17 protein-coding genes are annotated in these 18,564 nt (G+C 53.9%); all 17 read right to left on the bottom strand.

The window, feature by feature from the left end; all coding sequences use genetic code 11:
- Nucleotides 1-20: 20 nt before the first annotated feature.
- The 17 genes from mreD to DLM86_RS22465 all read right to left on the bottom strand — a co-directional run bounded on the left by mreD (nucleotide 21) and on the right by DLM86_RS22465 (nucleotide 18,549).
- Nucleotides 21-551, bottom strand: coding sequence for a rod shape-determining protein MreD (mreD, locus tag DLM86_RS22545; RefSeq protein ID WP_110842321.1), 531 nt, complete (start codon nucleotides 549-551; stop codon nucleotides 21-23).
- Between the two features lie 8 nt (nucleotides 552-559).
- Entirely contained in the window at nucleotides 560-1,414 is an 855-nt protein-coding gene (mreC, locus tag DLM86_RS22540) for a rod shape-determining protein MreC (RefSeq protein WP_281272181.1), read from the bottom strand.
- An 87-nt stretch (nucleotides 1,415-1,501) separates the two neighbouring features.
- Nucleotides 1,502-2,536, bottom strand: a complete 1,035-nt coding sequence (locus DLM86_RS22535) for a rod shape-determining protein (protein ID WP_110842320.1) — start codon at nucleotides 2,534-2,536, stop codon at nucleotides 1,502-1,504.
- Nucleotides 2,537-2,612: 76 nt separating this feature from the next.
- Nucleotides 2,613-3,302 (bottom strand): RadC family protein, encoded by a 690-nt coding sequence (gene radC / locus DLM86_RS22530; protein WP_110842319.1) that lies wholly within the window; start codon nucleotides 3,300-3,302, stop codon nucleotides 2,613-2,615.
- A 194-nt stretch (nucleotides 3,303-3,496) separates the two neighbouring features.
- Nucleotides 3,497-4,303 (bottom strand): Nif3-like dinuclear metal center hexameric protein, encoded by an 807-nt coding sequence (locus tag DLM86_RS22525; protein WP_110842318.1) that lies wholly within the window; start codon nucleotides 4,301-4,303, stop codon nucleotides 3,497-3,499.
- 23 nt (nucleotides 4,304-4,326) lie between these two features.
- Nucleotides 4,327-5,220 carry a carbohydrate ABC transporter permease gene (locus DLM86_RS22520; protein WP_110842317.1) on the bottom strand — a complete coding sequence of 298 codons (894 nt, stop codon included), beginning with the start codon at nucleotides 5,218-5,220 and terminating at the stop codon, nucleotides 4,327-4,329.
- An 11-nt stretch (nucleotides 5,221-5,231) separates the two neighbouring features.
- Nucleotides 5,232-6,164, bottom strand: coding sequence for an ABC transporter permease (locus DLM86_RS22515; RefSeq protein WP_110842316.1), 933 nt, complete (start codon nucleotides 6,162-6,164; stop codon nucleotides 5,232-5,234).
- A 69-nt stretch (nucleotides 6,165-6,233) separates the two neighbouring features.
- A complete protein-coding gene (locus DLM86_RS22510; protein ID WP_110842315.1) occupies nucleotides 6,234-7,784 on the bottom strand; it encodes an ABC transporter substrate-binding protein in 1,551 nt (516 codons plus the stop codon).
- A 190-nt stretch (nucleotides 7,785-7,974) separates the two neighbouring features.
- On the bottom strand, nucleotides 7,975-9,561 hold the full coding sequence (locus DLM86_RS22505) for a response regulator transcription factor (protein ID WP_110842314.1): 1,587 nt from the start codon (nucleotides 9,559-9,561) through the stop codon (nucleotides 7,975-7,977).
- Nucleotides 9,542-11,281, bottom strand: a complete 1,740-nt coding sequence (locus tag DLM86_RS22500) for a sensor histidine kinase (RefSeq protein ID WP_245954829.1) — start codon at nucleotides 11,279-11,281, stop codon at nucleotides 9,542-9,544. Before DLM86_RS22500 ends, DLM86_RS22505 begins: the two co-directional genes overlap by 20 nt.
- A gap of 113 nt (nucleotides 11,282-11,394) precedes the next feature.
- Nucleotides 11,395-12,201, bottom strand: a complete 807-nt coding sequence (locus DLM86_RS22495; protein WP_110842312.1) for an alpha/beta hydrolase — start codon at nucleotides 12,199-12,201, stop codon at nucleotides 11,395-11,397.
- A 27-nt stretch (nucleotides 12,202-12,228) separates the two neighbouring features.
- Entirely contained in the window at nucleotides 12,229-13,698 is a 1,470-nt protein-coding gene (gtfA, locus tag DLM86_RS22490; RefSeq protein ID WP_110842311.1) for a sucrose phosphorylase, read from the bottom strand.
- A gap of 19 nt (nucleotides 13,699-13,717) precedes the next feature.
- Entirely contained in the window at nucleotides 13,718-14,674 is a 957-nt protein-coding gene (locus tag DLM86_RS22485) for a carbohydrate kinase family protein (RefSeq protein ID WP_110842310.1), read from the bottom strand.
- A 113-nt stretch (nucleotides 14,675-14,787) separates the two neighbouring features.
- Complete coding sequence (locus tag DLM86_RS22480; protein ID WP_425453992.1) at nucleotides 14,788-15,720, bottom strand: alpha/beta hydrolase; 933 nt, start codon at nucleotides 15,718-15,720, stop codon at nucleotides 14,788-14,790.
- Nucleotides 15,721-15,782: 62 nt separating this feature from the next.
- A complete protein-coding gene (locus tag DLM86_RS22475) occupies nucleotides 15,783-16,772 on the bottom strand; it encodes a LacI family DNA-binding transcriptional regulator (RefSeq protein ID WP_110842309.1) in 990 nt (329 codons plus the stop codon).
- Between the two features lie 71 nt (nucleotides 16,773-16,843).
- Nucleotides 16,844-17,668 (bottom strand): carbohydrate ABC transporter permease, encoded by an 825-nt coding sequence (locus tag DLM86_RS22470; RefSeq protein ID WP_110842308.1) that lies wholly within the window; start codon nucleotides 17,666-17,668, stop codon nucleotides 16,844-16,846.
- On the bottom strand, nucleotides 17,668-18,549 hold the full coding sequence (locus tag DLM86_RS22465; protein ID WP_110842307.1) for a carbohydrate ABC transporter permease: 882 nt from the start codon (nucleotides 18,547-18,549) through the stop codon (nucleotides 17,668-17,670). The genes DLM86_RS22470 and DLM86_RS22465 overlap by 1 nt, the downstream gene beginning before the upstream one ends.
- Between the last annotated feature and the right edge of the window lie 15 nt (nucleotides 18,550-18,564).

Here is an 18,564-nt window from a genome sequence, read left to right as displayed (position 1 = left end):
TCCCGCGTAAAGCCCCGTTGTCATTTTTCTTCCGGCTCCCGGCTCGCCTCGTCGTCCTCGAACCATTTGCGCGCGGGCATATACAGAAGAAGCGCGATCAGCGCGTTGAACAGCATGCTTGGCAGTATTTGGTGCAAAAACGTCCATTGGTAGTCGAGCCGGACGACGCCTAGAAAAAACCGGTAAATGCCGTACACGAGCGAGTCGTAGGCGAACGATCCGAGCGCGGCGGCGATCAGGCTGATGACGACGCCGCGGGAAGCGGCGCGGAAGGCAAGCCCCGCCACGTAGCCGACGAGCCCCATGCTGAACGAGTGGACGCCGAGCGCGTGCCCGTAATAGATGAAGTCCTGCAGCATCCCGAACGCCAGGCCGTAGCCGAGCGCTTGGTACCGGTTTTTGAACAGGCCGACGAGCAGGACGCCGACGAAGACGACATGCGGCACGACCAGGACGGTCGATTGCCACACCGGCGGAATGATCCATTCGAGGATCGTTCCTTCCAGCAAAAACAAGACGAACAATACGATCGTTATCCCGTAGCGGCGCACGACTCACCTCACAGCCCCGGCACTTCGATGACGAACACTTCGCGCAAATGATTGAACGAAGCGAACGGTTTCACGAGCGCCGTATGGGTTATGCCGAAATCGCCCTCGTCGCGGGAGACGACCTCGCCGATCTCGATGCCGCGCGGGAACAGCTGCCCGACGCCGGACGTCACGACGATGTCGCCTTTCGTCAGCTGGTCCGCCTTCGGAATTTTGTTCATGATGAGCATCCCGGTTTCCCGGTCGTAGCCTTCCAAAATGCCGAACGACTCGTTCTCCCGCCCCTTCACCGTCACGGCGATCGCCTTGGCCGCGCTCGAGTCGAGCTCGGTCAGCAGCTGGACGTTCGAATAGAACGGGGACACCTTCACGACCCGCCCGATCAGCCCTTCCACGGACATGACCGCCATATTCGCCTGAATGCCGTCCTTCTCGCCCAAATTGATGACGATCGTATTGTTGAACGGGTCCGGGCTCGACGCGTACACTTCGGCGATCCGGTATTTGTACTGGTTGGACTGCTGCTGGCGTTCGGTGAAGCCGAGCGCCTCCTTCAGCCGCTTGTTTTGCGCCTCCAGGTCGTTGAGCCTGGCCGTATCCTTCGCATATTGCGTCAGCGTCAGCTTCAGCTGGCGGTTCTCCTCGTACAGGACGGACAGCCGGCGCACATCTTCAAAGAAGCCCGCTACGGAGCGAGCGGGCTTGTTCAGCCATCCTTGAACCCAAGTGACGGTATCTTTCAAAAAACCTTCCGGCCACGACATCGTTCCCCTGCCGCCGAACGTGAAGCCCATCAGGGCGACGAACACGATGACGCCGGACATGAGCACGAGGAGCCTTTTATTCCCCATCCATTTAAACAAAGCGAACACCTTCCAACGGTCTGTACGGAAGCTCGACTCGCGCGCCGCTCTCCCGTCGGCGCGACGCTTCCGGCGCTGTCGTAACGATTAGCGTCTGGATTTGGCGGTAGATCCCGGTCTCGTCCGGAACAGATGAATGTTTTCGAGCGCACGGCCGGTTCCGATCGCTACGCAGTCGAGCGGATTTTCCGCGACGAGCACCGGCATGCCGGTTTCGCGGGCGAGCAGCTTGTCCAAATTGCGCAGCAGCGCGCCGCCGCCGGTCAGGACGATGCCGCGGTCCATAATGTCCGCGGACAGCTCCGGCGGACACTTCTCGAGCGTCGCCTTGACGCCGTCGACGATATTGTTGACCGTGTCGGCCAGCGCCTCCGTAATTTCGTCGGACGTGACGGCCATCGTCTTCGGCAAACCGGTGACGAGGTCGCGGCCGCGAATCTCGATCGTTTCCGGCTTCTCCATCATGAGCGCCGAACCGATCTCCATCTTCAGCTGCTCGGAGGTCCGCTCGCCGATCATCAGGTTGTACATCTTCTTAATATATTGCGTAATCGCCTCGTCCATCTCGTCGCCGGCGACCCGGATCGACTTGAACGTGACGATGCCGCCGAGCGAGATGACGGCGATCTCCGTCGTGCCGCCGCCGATATCGACGACCATGCTGCCCGTCGGCTCCCACACCGGCAAATCCGCGCCGATCGCCGCCGCGAACGGCTCCTCGATCGTGTACGCCTCGCGGGCGCCCGCCTGCTTCGTCGCGTCCTCGACCGCCCGCTTCTCCACGGCCGTAATGCCGGAAGGCACGCATACCATCACGTTCGGACGGCGCGGGAACAAGACGCGCTGCTTTTGCGCCTGGCGCAAAAAGTAGTTGATCATCGTCGACGTCGTCTCGAAGTCGGCGATGACGCCGTCCTTCATCGGACGGACCGCACGGATGTTGCCCGGCGTGCGGCCGATCATCTTCTTCGCGGCTTCGCCTACCGCTTCGATCGTTTTTGTATCGGTACGCAGAGCGACCACGGATGGCTCTCTGACCACAATTCCTTTTCCTTTGACATACACGAGCGTATTCGCCGTGCCCAAATCGATACCCAAATCTTTCGAGAAGCTACCGAACATTAGATGCTTGTCTCCTTTCGTCCACCGGGACGGACCCATATGTACTTCGACGCATATAGTCCGTCATTTCATTATATTACATCAACCCTAGTTCCTTCAAACTGACATTGGTTCGGTCGCCGATAATGATGTGATCGAGCACGTCGATGCCGATGACGGAGCCGGCCTCCACGAGTCGGCGCGTAATGTCGATATCCTCCGGGCTCGGCGTCGGATCACCGCTCGGATGATTGTGCGCGCATATGATCGAGGCGCTGCTTCGCTTGATCGCCGCGAGAAACACCTCGCGCGGATGGACGATCGACGCGTTCAGACTGCCGATCGACAACGTTTCTTGTCCGATGACATGGTTTTTCGTGTTCAGGAACAGACAGACGAAATGCTCTTTTTGCAAATAGCGGAGTTCTTCCGTCAAGAGGAGTGACACATCCTGGGGGGAGCGGATCGTAACGGTTTCGGGCCGGGTCGTGCGGGCGAGCCTTCGGCCGAGCTCGATGCCGGCCTGAATTTGCAGCGCCTTGACGGCGCCGATGCCTTTCAGCGCGGTCAGTTGCTCCGTGCTCATCTCGACGAGCCGGCGCAGGCCGCCCGATTCGACCAGCAGGCGCTGGGCGAGCGAGACCGCCGATTCGTTGATCGTTCCGGTTCGCAGCAGTATCGCCAGAAGCTCGGCGTTGCTGAGCGCTTGCGCCCCCACTTGCAGCATGCGTTCGCGGGGACGCTCCTCCGCGGGAACGTCGCGAAGCGTATAGACGGATGCTTCCATCATTTCCCCTCTTTCGACAAAAAATGGATCGATTCGTTATCCATCCATTATATCATCTTCTTCTATTCTATACGAAAACGTTCGAAAAAAAATATCGGGGTAGGTCCGCCGATCTCCTTTCCAAAATAAGGTCGACACCGAACGCAAAAAAGACCCCGGCTATAAGACGGGGCAATCGAAAGGGAAGTTCACGATTATAGGTAGCGGAATGGCTCTTTCGCATCGACGAAGGTGACCGGAATACCGTCTACAAGCTTCCGCAGCCACTCCGCCATATGCTTCATTCCCCATTCTTCGGTGCGCTCATGACCGACGATCAGCATGCCTTTATGGAATCCGAGCATAGCGGCATCATTGATATAGGCACATAACGTCCATTCCGTAATTTCGCCGCAGATCATGACGTCCAGCTCCTTGTCCCTCATAAGTTCCATCGGCATTTGCTCCCTGCCCAGACCCAAGCTGCCGCCGCCGACCAGAATCCCGATTCGGGAACACGTCATATCGGGATTGCCGACGATCCTCAACACGTTCATGGACAGCTTCTGCAGGAAAAAAGATGCCAGATCCACCAACGTCGTCTTCTCGATTTCGTAACACCAGGGCGAGCTTTGGTCGATCCGATTGCTCTCCCAGCCGAGTTCCTTAATCAGGCCATCATAGATCCGATCGGTATTCGCGAGGTGCATATGGTCGTGATATCTCCAAATGGCGATTCCGTGATCTTCGATCAGCTTCTGTTTGGCCAAGTAGACGGGATCCTTCCGCAGCCATTCCAACTCGTCAAACCCCGTGTAGTAAGTAGGTTCGTGCGTAATAATCATGTTCGCTCCGACCGCAATCGCTTCCCGGATCACGTCGACGGTCGCCATGAAGCTCGTGACGATCCCCTTTACTTCCATGTCCGGTTCGCCGCTGATCAGCACATCGCAAGTTTTCTCCAGCTTTCGCCCGCCGCAGGAGTCCAACAGCACCCGGTCGATTACTTCTTGAACGTTCATCCTGCAATCTCCTTTCCATTCGCTTATCCTTTAACGGCCCCGATTACGACGCCTTTCATTAAATATTTCTGAAGGAACGGCATGACGACCAAGACGGGTACAATCCCGATGACCGCCATAGCCATTCGAATGGCCGTGCTCGGAAGCTCGGTCGCGTTTGCTCCGAGAATGCCGCTGGCCTGGCTGGATTTCAAAAATTGGATATTGTTCATCAATCGGATCAGCAAGTTTTGGATGCCATAATACTGGGGCTTCGTGACGAAATAAAGCGCGTTGATCCAATCGTTCCAGTAGGCCAGCCCCATAAACAATCCGACGGTCGCCATGACGGGCACGGACAAGGGCAGCATGATCCGGAAAAACGTCCGCAGTTCCGACGCCCCGTCGATTTGGGCGGATTCAATGAGATCGACAGGCACATTGTTTTTGTAATAATTCCTGATCAATAGAACATGGAAGCCGTTGGTCAACAAATTGGGCACGATCAAGGCGGCGAGCGTATCCTTCACATGCAAATATTTGGTCCAAAGAATGTAGGAGGGAACGACGCCTCCGCTGAACAGCATGGTAAAGAAGACGGCAAACGCAAGTACGTTATGGTATTTGAAGTCTTTTCTGGACATCGGGTAGGCGAGCATGCTGGTGATCAGCAAACCGATCCCCGTCCCCAAGATCGTGACCAAGAAGGAGACGCCATAAGCCCGAAGGAAGGTGGACGATGACGACGCCATGTAGACATAGGCATCCAGACTCGGCTCACTCGGAAAAAAGCGGTATCCTTCTCGTATCAAAGCGGATTCGTCGGTAAAGGAAGCGGCCAGGACTAAGATGAAAGGCAGAAAAGCTGCAACGGTCAACACGCCCATGACGACCGCAGAGAAAATGGTAAATGCGCGTTCCCCTCTGGTTTGTATCATTCCATGTCCTCCTAGAACAAGGCGTTGTCCTTGTTCACCTTTTTGACAATGGCGTTCGCAAGGATCACAAGCATGAAACCGACCACCGACTGGTACAGTCCCGCGGCGGCGGACATTCCGATATCGTTCACCTGCATAAGCGCGCGGTACACGTAGGTATCGATCGTCTGCGTCGTGCTGTACAAGGCTCCCGCATTCATCGGAACCTGATAGAACAGGCCGAAGTCCGAGTTGAATATTCGGCCGACCGACATCAAGCCCAGGATGACGATCGTGGGCTTCAGAAGCGGCAGGGTGATCATCCGAATTTGCTTGAGCTTGCCGGCGCCGTCTATTTTCGCCGCTTCGTAAATACTCTTGTCGATCCCGGCGATAAACGCAAAGTATACGATGGACCCGTAGCCTGCCGTTTTCCACAGGTGGATGAGCACAAGCAGATAGGGCCAATAGGCCGCCTCCGAATACCAATTGATCTCCGGAATGCCCAAGGGGCGAAGCACGGAGCGATTGATGAATCCGCTGTCCGCATTGAGAAACGCGAACACAAGATACGACAGCACGACCATCGATATCAAGTTCGGAAGCACCAAGCCCGACTGGTACAGCTTCGAGTAGACTTTGTTCAGCAGCTCCGACATGAGGATGGCGATTAGAAGCGAGAGAAGCGTCCCGAATACGATGAAGGCCGCATTATAAAGCAGCGTGTTTCGGGTCATGATCCAAGCATCGCTCGTTTGAAACAGAAAATGAAAATTGTCGAAACCGACCCAGTCGCTCCGGAATATTCCTTTGGCGTAGTCCACATCCTTAAAAGCAATGAATAGGCCGAACATCGGAATGTAGTTGTTTACTAGAAAATAGAGCAACCCCGGGGCGGCCAGCAGGAAGAGCGGCAGCGTCTTCTTCAGACCGGTCGATTTCGATTTTTTCCTTTCGGCAGTCATGGCTGCAATCACCTCCATCCTGCCATGAGGGCCCGGTGCAGACCCTCGGCAAGACGATATCAATCGATGTTATTTGTTCTGCGAAGCGACCCACTCGTCCAGCTGCATCTGCTTGTTCTGAATAATCGTTTGGGCGCCCGCATCGTTCAGCGCCTGCACGAATTTGGGGATGGTCGTATCCGGATCCAGTACGCCGCACACGAGTCCCGGCAAATATTGGTTCACTACGTTGCTCACGGCGCTCATTTGCGATTTCACCTTGCTCTGGTCGAAAATAAAGCCGAAATACGGAGATTTTCGGGTGCTCTTATTTTCCTTCAGCTTCAGCTCGACGTCCGACCAGTTCACGCCTTCAAGCTGATACTGCAACGATTCGGAGCCGACGATCCCCGTACTCAGCATGGCCGTGTAAGGAACGGTGGAAGCATCTTTCCCGTCCGGCAATTTGACATGATGCTCGTCCACCTTGATGTAATCTTCCCCTTCGATCCCGTAAAGAATGGTATTGATCAGCTCGGCATCGGTGTACAGCATATTGAGAAACTTGACGGTCGCCTCGGGCGCTTTCGTTTTGCTTGAAACCATCCAGCTGACAAGATTGGCGGAGCCGGTTTCGAAATAATAGGGGGCGATCCGTTTCATCTCCAAGCGCTTCCCGGTTTGGGCGCTGAGCGCTTTCCCCGCTTCCATGCCGCTGTATCCTCCCAAAAAGGAGAAACCGCGTCCGGAAGCGATCATTTCCGGGAAAGCGATGGAGGACGACGCGGCATCCTTCTGCAAATATCCTTTGACAAACCAATCCCTCATGATTTTGACGCCGTTCTTGAAGATGTCCGTTTCGTAGAAGTTTACGACCTTGCCGTCATTGCCGATCACGGCCCCGACCCCGGTCGTGTCCGACAAGAAATCGACTTGATTCGCTCCTCTTAACAGGAGCATCAGCATCGTATCGCTCGGGTTTACATTGAGAGGACCGAAAGGAACGACATCCGGATATTTCTTCTTGACGGCTTCGAAGACAGCGGGAAGATCCTCTATCGATTTAATGCTGTCGGCGCTGTAGCCCGCCTCTTTCAACATGTCCGCGTTATACACGAAATTGACCGGAAGAGACATCCCTTTGTTCACGGGGACCCCGTAAATATGTCCGTTCATCGTGGTCGATTTCAGCAGCCCCGGACCGAAATCCTTATCCAGTACCGCCATCAATTCCTTCCCGTATTGGGGGAGCAGCTCGTCCAACGGATACAGCTGATTTTTCGATACGTAATTCGTAAATTGCCCGAGCGTCGTGAACAAATCCATCTGCTCGCCGGTCTGCAGCGCCAAGTTGACCTTCTGTGCGTATTCCGCCGGCCCGTACATTTTGAAATCCACCTTCACGCCGATTTTTTCCGTTGTAAGTGTATTGATGGCGCTCGTTACCTTGCTCCAATCGTTCGGAATTCGGTTAAACGACGGCATGGCGAATACGATGGTTTCGACCTTGGCGTTCGTGCCGGCAGGAGCGTCCTGCGATTGGCCCGGCGATTTCGCGGAATCGTCGCCGCAAGCCGCCAACATCGCGGTGCATACGACCGTCGATAACAGAAGCGGTATCAGCCTCTTTTTGCTTGCCATATTCAAGCCCCCTGTTCGTCTGTTGATACGCTTTCAGTTTACCTATTCAAAGCCGGCATGACTTTTAAAAAAACGAAATGATTTTTCAAAAACAAGCGGTCGTCCCGTTCGTTTTCGTGATAACGCTCGAAAACTCCACCTCCGTTCGGGAAGTAGAGTTTTCATTCGCGATCTGCCGTACAGGGCGTAATCAGCTATGCTTTTCACGGTAGGCGTTCGGCGTTTCTCCCGTCACCTTCTTGAACACCGTCGAGAAGTAAGAGATCGAGTCGAAACCGGTGTCCATCGCGATATATCCGATGCTCGCCGTACTTTCGACCAGCATCCGCTTGGCGACCTTAATCCGATATTCGTTCAAGTATTCCTTGATGGTGCGGCCCGTTTCCGACTTGAACGTCTTGGCCAAATAATCCGGCGTCAAAAATACGGTAGCCGCAACATCATCGCGGTTCAGGTCCCGATTGTAGTTCTCGTGGATAAACCGTTTGACTCGTTCGACGACTCCTTCGGATTGCCTCGTTTCGTCGATGGTGGCAATGGTTTTCTCCGTTATGAAATGCGCCCACTTCATGAAGTCGAAGACGCTGTTATCGGATTTTTGAAAGAGGCGCTTGGCGACCTCCTCTTCGAAAAGCCGGTGCGCCTGGATATTGTTTCTGGCGAGAAGCGCGTACACCACCTGGTGAAAATCTTGACGAATCGAGTAAAGGGTTTGCGGGTCCAGTTTGTTTTGGTTCGCAAGCGCCTCCAGCTCCTTTTTCAACCGGTTTACGATTTGTACGTTCTCCTTCTGGACAAATAACGTCGTAAACAGATCGATATCGAGCATATAGGGATCGTTCGTATCGTACCGGAACGCGTCCTTGCGGAAATGAAGGGTCCCTCTGAAAATGAGATTCGATTCGTCCAACCGCTCCAATTCCGTTTTGGCGTTCGCCAGCTTGGAGATCGCCATTTCCTCGCTGATATAGCAGGTAGCAACGCATTTCAAATATTGCCTGCACAGCCGGATAAGCCGCTCTCCATCGGCTTTCAAGCTGTCGGGATCGGCGTCTCCGTCCAGAATAACGGCATGATAATAATGATCGTCCGTTTGATAAGCCATCACCCGGTCATGATTCGGACGCTTGAACAAGGCTTCCGAGCTCAAATTGCTCAGTGCGTACTGAAACGTGCTGTCCTCCCATTCCGTCTCGATTTCGGTCTTCGTGACGCTGACAAGAAATAATACGTACCGGCCGTCCGCGGCGAGCGACAATTCCCTCTTGCGGATCTCCACTTGAATCAAATCCGGCCTAGGCGGAATAATCGCGAACAATACGTCTCTCCAGAAGCTCTTCTCCACCAAATCTTTATTTTTCAGCCAGGCCTCGCCAAGCCTGCTGTATTCGCCGAGCAGCCTCTTTTGCTTGATCGTCTCGACCGCTTTGAGCAATACGGCCTCCAGCTTTTGTTGGTCGAACGGCTTCACCACATACGAATCGGCGTTGTAGGAAATGGCTGTCGAAGCGAATTCGAAGCTTTCGTGGCAGGTGAAGAAAATGAAAGCGCAGTCGTATCGATTGTCCCGGACCCACTGGATCATCTCCAAACCGGAGCCACGGGGCATTTCGATGTCGCAAATGATCAGGTCGGGCACACCCGATTCGAACCCCGATTTCGCATCTTGGATATTGTGGGCCGTCACGACTTGCACGATACCGAGTTTGTGCCAGTCCAGCATATCGCGAAGAACCTCGACGGTCGGTATATCGTCGTCAATCAACATGCAGCGCATGTCGCTCCCCCTTCGGTGCGAGTTCGCGCGTTTCCGGGACCGGCACCCGAAGTTCGATCTTGGCGCCGGACGGCTCCGCGTTCGATAACGTCAGCAGGTCGTCCCTTTTATAAAGCAGTTGAAGCGTTTTGCGTATGTTCGCGATCCCCACCCGATCGCCTCTCTCGATCGGATCGTGTGCCGGTGCTTCGGCGGTCTTCCAGACATGCGGCGGGAAGCCCTCCCCGTTGTCTTCAATGACGATTTTGACGCATGGCTTGTCCTCCATCGTGTCCTTGCTCGCCCTTATAAAGATCGAAAGCATCTTCCCGTAGATCATCGCATGCTTGAAAATGTTTTCGACGAACGTCTGGAGCAAAAATTGCGGTATGGGGACTTGCCCCGCGTCGGAATCGATGTCGGTCATGTAAAAGATTTGGTCGGGATAACGGATCTCCTGCATCCGAATATAATGCTCCACATGCTTGATTTCCTCATGGATCGGGACCAGGATCAATCCGCCTTTGAACCTGTATCTCAGATGCTCGGACAAATGAAGAATGAGCTGCCGGATTTCCTCGTTTTTGTTCTGATACGTCAAGCTGGAGATGGTCGAAATCGCGTTCAGAAAAAAATGAGGCCGGATCTGCATTTGCAAATATTTCAATTCCGCGCGGCTTCTTTCGATTTTCTCTTCATAGGTATGGATCTTCAAATCGGTAATTTCGCGTACCATGGAGTGAAACGAATGAAATAATTTCGTAAATTCCATGGAATAACGCCCATGGGGAATGGGAAACTCGCGTTGGCCGTTCTCGACTTCTTTGGCCGCTTTCACCAGCTCGAGAACCGGTCTGACGATCCCTCTCGCCAGTGTTCGCAATACGAGTGGAACGACGACGACGGAAACAATCCCGAGGGCAATAATGATCCACTGGATCAGCTTCAGCCCCGAGAATACGCTTTGTTTGGCCACTATTTTCGTCATTTGACCGAATTCGCCAATCGGCTGCGAGATAAACAGATGGGTCTTCTCGTACCGCTTCATTAAACCGTCCATCGTTAAATCGTCAGTACCCTTGTTCAGGTCGTCATTCGTTGAGGCAAGAACGGCGCCGGATCTGTCGCTTATGACATAACGGTCGTTATCGGCCCCCTCCCCCTTCACGATGGACAGCAAGGTATCCGCTTTAACGAACGTTCCGAAGCTGATGTCCGAATACGTCATGTATTTGAATAAGTAATGCGCTCCATGAATTTCGAAATGGGTCCATTCATCCGTGTTTCCGTCCGGCTTCGGTTTGAAATCGTGCTTGATCATAAAATCGTTGAGCGGCAATTTTTCTTTGGAAGAAACGCGGCTTCCGAATTGCACAATAAACTCCCTGTTATCAGGGAGTTTAATAAACATGCCGTCGCTGGAAAAGCTGCCGGACGTTTTGGTTTTTAACGCATTCCTCAGCTGAACCGATTTGAAATACCGGCCGCTATCGCCGGCGGTCCAATCGTCCATTGCGGCATCGATATTCGTTTCGAACACTTCCATCAAGTCTTTGGAGTAGATGTTCAGCATGCTATGGATGTTCCCGACATAGATCGATAACGTATTCCGGGAATTGCTCAGCGATTGATTCCGAACGACCTCCAGCGAATAAAGGTTGCTCAGGAGGAGGACGGTAAACAGAATGCCAAGAATAACGGTCAGCGCAGCCGAAAACTTGTAAACGATGCTATTCTTCACGATATCGTGCGCTCTCCTTCCATCACGCGTCCTCCTCCATTATAATTCCGAGTAAACCCGATGAATAATACCAAATAAAGGAAGGTGCAAACGCCGGTCGCGACCTTCGCCGCTTATACGGAGACCCGGTCTCCCAGAGCCCATTGCAAAGCCGGGCCGATGGAGCCGTTCCAGAACTCCCAGGTATGGGCGCCCGCGCTTTCCTTGTACGTGTGGACGATATTCTCCCGATTCAGAAATTCATGGAACCGCCGGTTCACGTCGAGCAAGAAGTCCTCCGTGCCGCAAGCCATATAAATCTGCGGCATGTCGGCGTTTGTTTCCTTCAAGCGCATGACAAGCGCCTCCGGATCTTTGTCGCTCCCGAGGAGGCGGTCCAAATCGCCAAACACTCTCTTAAAATAATTGTAGCCGGCCACGCCGTCCTGATAATCCGGAGGGGCGTTCGCGATCCTGTAGGGAAGCAGCGCGGACGACAAGGCCAAGATCCGGCCGAAGTGATGCGCATATTTCAGCCCGTTCCGAATCGCGCCATAGCCGCCCATGGACAAGCCGCCGATCATCGTATCCTCTCTGTCGGAGCTGAGCGGAAACAGGTTTCGTGTAAACGACACCAGCTCATTGCCCACATATTCTCCGTGCAGCTCTCCTTTGTCCTCATCGTCCACGTAAAAATGATTTTCTCCGGAAGGCATGAAGACGGCGACGTTGCCTCTGTCCGACAGCTCCCGGATACGCGAGAACGTGATCCAATCCGAGCAGCTTCCCGAATACCCGTTCAGCAGGTACAACGCCTTCATCGGTCGGGCTTCCACCGGCGGCATTCCCGGAATTTCCGGACGGTCCACCGGAATCAGCGCGTGAAACGTTACTTCCCTTCTCATCGATTTCGAGAAAAAGCTCGCTTGCAGGGTTGCCATGCGCTCATGCCCCTTTGAAAGGAATAATTAAACCGTATACTCGATTGTGCCGTTTTTTTCGTCAACGTATTGAATGACCGCTCGATACGTTTTCAAGTCTACCCGCAAATCGCAGCTCGTCTTCTCTTTATGCCAGGAGAGCCGCACCTCGTCGTCCGCCGATGGAAGCATACGGAACTCGCCGTTGAAGGCATCGTACGTATTCCGAAAGCGAATCAGCTTGAGCAGCCGCTGGACGACCTTCTTTTCAAGAGCTTGTTCGATTTCCGCCAAGCTGTAATTGTGGCGGTTTATTTCACGCCCTTCTCCGGTCTCCTCTACGCGCGCGAAGTCGTTCTCGCCGGCAAGCAAGCCTACGTAGTAAACCTGGGGAATGCCCGGCACGAAAAATTGAATCGCTCTGGCCGCCAAATACGCATCATCATCGCCATTAAGCATGCTGTAATAAGAGCAGCGAATTTGATGAACGTCGAAACCGTCCTCCGCTTTATGCTTATCCGATACGATGAAGCTGAGGTTCGCGCCCCTTTCCACGCACAGATCGACCAATTCCTTCGCTTCCCGGGTGTCGATGAGACCGTCCAGGTCCGGTTTGACGGGAATGCCGTCATGGCAATCCAGCATCGTGAACTGCTTGGGCGGACGAACGTTCAAGTAACGGTACAGCTCTCGGCTGGAGCGGCGAAGCAGCGCTTCGAGCACCCGGTACGGCAGGATGAAATCGTAAATCCAATACCCGTGCTCCGCTAATTTGAACTGGGTGCTGTGATGGGCGTGCACTTCCGGCAGCAGCTCGATCCCCAGAGAATCCGCCATTTCCTTCACCCAATCGAGAAACGCGTAGATGTCCGGCTCCACGAAGAAGCAGCTTGTCCCCCGTTTTTTGATGACATAGCCGACTGCATCCAGCCTGACGATCTTAATGTTTTGTTTTTTAAAATGAGTAAAGAACTCGGTTAACAGCTGTTTCGTCCGCTGCGAGCGGATATCCAAATCGATTTGCTCGGAAGGGTCCGTTTTGCCGAACGTCGTCCAGACTTTGATTTCCTCCCCGGCTTCGCCGGTCGGATAGGTGGAATACGGCCGCGGACGGCGCAAAAACATGTTGTCGATATCCGCCTGAACCGGCTCTCCGCCCTCCCAGATTTTATCCAGCGACAAAAACAAATCGGCATAAGCGGACGACCGTCCCTTGGCGAGGAAATCCTCAAAGTAGGGCGATTGCCTTGAAATATGATTGACCATCAAATCGATCAAAATGTCGAAACGTTCCCCGATCGCCCGGATATCGTCCCAGGAGCCGAACCCCGGATCGACCTCCAGGTAGGTCAGCGGAGCGAACCCGCGATCTCCGGAAGACGGAAACGGAGGAAGGATATGCACGCCCCCTGTACATATATCCGAGAAATGGTCCAGAAGAACCCGGTGCAGCGCTTTTAAATCTCCCCCCATGGAATCGGGGTAGGTGATCAGCTGCACTTGATTTTTCAGCGTCATTCGTAAGCCTCCTGACCCCTTACAGGCCGAATTGTTCTTGGATTGCCTCCAAGCCGGGCAAATTCACTACCGCGCCCCTATATTTCAATTTATAGGCGCTGACGGCAAAGCCGAGCCGCAACGCCTCCTTGATGGTATACCCTTTGACGAGAGCGGCGTAGAAGCCGGACCAGAACGCATCGCCGGCACCTGTCGTATCTTCGATTTCCGTTGCCAGCGAGCTGAACGAAACGGTTTCCCTTCCGTTGGACACGATGGCCCCATCCTTGCCCAAGGTCATAATAACCAGCTTGGCGCCCAGCTCCAGAAACTTCTCGACTTGAAGGATAGGCGAATCCGGTCCGAAAAGCCGTTCGGCGTCGTCCTCCGACGGCTTGACGATATCGACCTTCGAGATTACGGATTTGACATACGCAACGCCATCTTCGTCCCGCTGCCAAATCATGCGATGGTAATTGGGGTCGAAGCCGATCAGCAATCCGTGTTCCCTCGCTTCTTCGATCGCCCGTTCGACCGCGCGGCGGGACGGGACTCTCGAGATCGGCCAGCACGAAAAGTGAACCGCCTTGGAGTTCTTCAAGACGCGGTCCAGCGATTGGTTGTAAACCAACTGGTAGTCCGCCCCCCGATAAAAGACGGGAATGGGCGTTGCTTTGCTTTTCGTTACAACGACCATACTGGTCGGTTCGTCGATTCGCTGTATCCCGTCCGTACCCATACCCGCCATTCGCAGCCGGTTCACCAGAAAGGTCCCCAACCCGTCCTCGCCTACGGCTGCGGCGATATGGGAGCGAATGCCGAGCCTTTTGACGTTGATGGCAATATTGGAGGGAGAGCCTCCAAAAAATTTGGTATATCCGTCGCATTCGAAAGCATCGTCGTAATCGTCGGAAATCATGTCAACGAGCAATTCGCCGATCGTCAGCAGGTCGTTCGGTTTATCTTCCATCCTTATGGCGTCGTCCAGATCAAACACTCGTTCACCCCCTCTGCCCGCGAATAAACCTATTGTACGGCGACCGCAATGGGAACGCTTCAAAAAATCCGTGCTAAATTTTCAAAAAGCAGGCCGATGGCAAACGTGTGAAATCAACGGTTGAAAGCTCTTGCCAGAGCGTACACATAACCGTTTTTGGCACGCCGGCTAATCTCCGCCGCCGGGACGACGTGTTCGAAGCCGTGAAAGCATCCGGGGTAAAGGTGAAATTCAACATCGACGCCTGCCTGCGCGAGTCGAGCCACATAGTCCATTGTCTCGTCACGGAACGGATCAAGCTGGCCCACGCACGTATAGGCAGGAGGCAGGCCGGCCAAATTGCTCGCCCGGCTCGGAGCCGCATAGGGGGAAACGTCGCCCCGGGCGTGCTCGCCAAGATACATCTTCCAGGCCGCTTCGTTGTTGGCTCTGTTCCAAACCGCAGGATCCGTTATTTCATAGCTGGAGGGAGTCGTATTCCGATCGTCGATCATCGGGTACAACGGCATCTGGAAGCAGACGGCGGGGCCCCCACGGTCGCGGGCCAGCATCGCCAACGCCGCGGTCAAGCCTCCGCCGGCGCTCGCTCCGCCGATGGCAATCCGCGACAAATCGATATTCCACACGTCCGCCACGCGGGTCATCCATACCAAAGCGGCATAGCAATCCTCGATGCCGGCCGGAAACGGATGCTCGGGAGCTAGACGATAATCCGGCGAAAGGACGACGCAGTTCGCCGTCTGGACAAAGCTTTCGCAGAGCGCATCTTCGCCGTTCGGATGACCCAGAACGTATCCCCCGCCATGGATCCACAGAAGAGCGGGGAGCTTTTCTCCCTCTCTCCGAACCGGCTCGTATATCTTGATCAGCATTTCATTGGAATCCCCGCCGAAAATGATTCGTTCCGTTATATGAACCGACTCGGACGTCTCCGATCGGGGCGAAGCGAGCCGTCTCGCCATAGCAAGATCGTCGGGCAGATGAAGCGGCGGCAAAAGCTTGGCCCCTTGTATTAATTCCGGATCCACTCTGTTCATGAAGTTCAACGCTTGTCCCTCCCATTTGTATATCAACCGGTTGACAGAAAGTCAAAAAAAAGAAAAAGGTATCAGGTCGTCCCCCGTTCGATCAGCGTAACCGGAAACGTGTTCGTCATGGGAACGTCCTCCCCCTCGATCTGCTTGGCGATCAATTCGATCGTGCGTTCGCTCATTTGCCGGATCGGCTGCTTTACCGTGCTTAGGCGCGGCGAAACAAGCGATGCGATTCTCACGTCATCGTATCCGACAATTTTTATATCCGCCGGGATTTCTTTCTTCCCCTCGCGGCAGGCTTGAATGACCTCGGCGGCAATGACATCGCTGCTGGCGAATACCCCGTCGACTTCCGGATGTTCTTGAAAGAAGCGAATCAGCTCCTTGTTATTTCCGCTTTCATCGGTATCGTTCGGCTCCAGCTGCAAGTGTAACGGTTCGAGCCCGGCCTCTTTGCACTCCCGATCGAATCCTTGCGCACGTCCGCTGGCCAATAAGGCATGATGATGCGGTCCGCCGATTCCGCGATAGACGAATGCCGGTTGACGGCAGCCCTTCTCGATCAACAACCGGGCGGCAAGCCTGCCTCCCATGAAGTTGTCGGACGTTACGAACGGAATATTGTTCGACAAGGGGCGGTCGAACGAAACGATCGGCAGGTTCAAATGAAGATAATGCTGAACGTCCAACACCGAGCTGCCCATAATAATCGCGTCCACTTGGTTCTTCTTTAACATGTCGATATATCCGCGCTCTTTGACCACGTCGCGATCGGAATTGCACAAGAGCAATTTATATCCTCTTTGATCGGCGTAGTACTCCAGATGATAAGCCAACTCGCTGAAAAAAGGATGCGATATGGCCGGTATAATGAGACCGATCATATTCGACTTTCTTCGGAACAAGGCGCGAGCCATTTCGTTCGGCTGGTAATTGAGCTCCTTCATCACCTGATATACCTTATCCCGCGTTTTCTGGCTGATATATCCCCGGTTATTGAGCACGCGGGACACGGTGGTTACGGAAACCCCGGCCCTTTCGGCTACATCCTCGATTTTCGGCATCCTGGATCACCTTGTTTTTTGTAACCATTATAAGCCAATATCGCAACTTTTTCAGCTACGATCGCCCGAGCCTATTTTAAGGCCCCTTCCGTTATCCCCTTGATGATCTGCTTCTGCAGAAAAAGGTATAACGCCAGCACCGGGATAATCGTCATGATCAAGCCGGCCATCAAGGGCGCAAAATCGACGGAATAGGAGGAGAAGAAGGTGTACGTCGAGAGCGGCAGCGTTCTCTGATCCGGCGACAGCAGCACCAGACTGGGCAGCAAGTAATCGTTCCAGATCCACAGCACATCCAAAACGATAAGCGTTACGAAAACAGGCTTCAGAAGCGGCAGCACGATCCGGAAAAACGTGCCGAGTCTCGAGCTGCCCTCGAGAAACGCCGACTCTTCCAATTCGAACGGAATCCCTTTGATGAAGCCATGGAAGGTGAACACGCCGAAAGGAACGCCAAACCCCAAATAAAAAAACAGCAGCGTCCCCTTCAGATTCAATAGATCCAGATTCCCGTAAAGCATAACCAGAGGAATCATCAGAACTTGGAACGGAAGCGCCATGGAGGCCAGCATCATGTAGAAAATGCCGGCGTTCAGCTTCCAGTTATAACGGACGAACAAATATCCGGTCATCGACGAAAAAAAGACAATGAGCAGCACGGCAGCGATCGTAATGGTCAAGGAATTGAGAAATCCTTGCATGAAATCCATGTTTGTAAAGGCGGTGACGTAATTGGTAAGCTTCCAGCTTCTCGGCAGTGACAACGGGTTTTCCGTAAATTGCTGCGTCGTTTTGAAGGAATTCATGACGATGAGCAAAAAAGGCGTTAAAAACAAGAACAGCGATATAAACAGCGGCACCGATTTCATCCGGGAGAGGAACGGCCGAGCTTCCATCACGATTCGACCTCCAATCTCTTGAGCAAGTAGGATTGGGTAAGCGCAATGATCGCAACGACGGCGAACAAAACGATGGCTTCGGCCTGGCCGACCCCGTATTGATTGGAGAGAAACGCTTTTTGCACGATATGATAGGTGGCCAGCTCGGTGGAGTTAAAGGGCCCTCCCTTGGTCAAGGCAAGATTGATATCGTAGGTCAAAAAGGAACGGGAAACCGAAATGAAGATGCAGATGACGATCGCCGGAACCGCAAGCGGCAGGATGATTCGGCGAATAAGGGAATAGCCGCTCGCCCCGTCGATGCCGGCGGCTTCCAGCACGTCTCGGGGAACGCCCGTGAATCCGGCTATATAAATAATCATCAGATAACCGACCAGCTGCCAAGCCGTCGCCAAGACGAGCGCCCAAAATGCGGTATCCGTATCCGTCAGCCATGACGTTTGAAACAAGGCCCACCCGTACCTGTCCCCCAAGTAAGGCAAAACTTGCGAGAACAGCGTCTGCCATAAATAACCCAGCACGATTCCGCCGATCAAGTTGGGGGTGAAAAAGCCCGTCCGAAGCCATTGCTCCCCCTTCACCCCTCTGGTCAGCGCCAGCGCGACGAAAAAGGCCAGCACATTGGCAATCGATACCGTGAACAATACGTATTTCAGCGTAAACCATAACTGGCCGATGAATACGGTATCGCGGAATACGGCCGCATAATGGGATAACCCGACAAGCGTGCGGTCGCCCGTTCGAACATCCCAATTCGTGAACGTTAAATACAAGCCGACGACGAACGGCATGAGAACGACGGCGGCAAACGCAAAGGTGGAGGGTCCTCCGAAAAGCAAAAACGTCCCCGTATTCCTTAAAAATGTCTTTTTGTACATGTCTCTTGCCCCCTT

Source organism: Paenibacillus flagellatus (assembly GCF_003217775.1).
GTDB lineage: Bacteria > Bacillota > Bacilli > Paenibacillales > NBRC-103111 > Paenibacillus_AB > Paenibacillus_AB flagellatus.
This window is presented reverse-complemented; position numbering and strand designations above follow the sequence as displayed.

Bases quoted from the DNA above. Each gene is read 5' to 3' on its own strand.
- gtfA (WP_110842311.1), bottom strand. From the start codon at position 13,698: ATGACGCTGAAAAATCAAGTGCAGCTGATCACCTACCCCGATTCCATG.
- DLM86_RS22510 (WP_110842315.1), bottom strand. From the start codon at position 7,784: ATGGCAAGCAAAAAGAGGCTGATACCGCTTCTGTTATCGACGGTCGTA.
- DLM86_RS22495 (WP_110842312.1), bottom strand. From the start codon at position 12,201: ATGGCAACCCTGCAAGCGAGCTTTTTCTCGAAATCGATGAGAAGGGAA.
- DLM86_RS22515 (WP_110842316.1), bottom strand. From the start codon at position 6,164: ATGACTGCCGAAAGGAAAAAATCGAAATCGACCGGTCTGAAGAAGACG.
- DLM86_RS22535 (WP_110842320.1), bottom strand. From the start codon at position 2,536: ATGTTCGGTAGCTTCTCGAAAGATTTGGGTATCGATTTGGGCACGGCG.
- DLM86_RS22465 (WP_110842307.1), bottom strand. From the start codon at position 18,549: ATGTACAAAAAGACATTTTTAAGGAATACGGGGACGTTTTTGCTTTTC.
- radC (WP_110842319.1), bottom strand. From the start codon at position 3,302: ATGGAAGCATCCGTCTATACGCTTCGCGACGTTCCCGCGGAGGAGCGT.
- DLM86_RS22470 (WP_110842308.1), bottom strand. From the start codon at position 17,668: ATGGAAGCTCGGCCGTTCCTCTCCCGGATGAAATCGGTGCCGCTGTTT.
- DLM86_RS22475 (WP_110842309.1), bottom strand. From the start codon at position 16,772: ATGCCGAAAATCGAGGATGTAGCCGAAAGGGCCGGGGTTTCCGTAACC.
- DLM86_RS22505 (WP_110842314.1), bottom strand. From the start codon at position 9,561: ATGCGCTGCATGTTGATTGACGACGATATACCGACCGTCGAGGTTCTT.
- DLM86_RS22525 (WP_110842318.1), bottom strand. From the start codon at position 4,303: ATGAACGTTCAAGAAGTAATCGACCGGGTGCTGTTGGACTCCTGCGGC.
- DLM86_RS22520 (WP_110842317.1), bottom strand. From the start codon at position 5,220: ATGATACAAACCAGAGGGGAACGCGCATTTACCATTTTCTCTGCGGTC.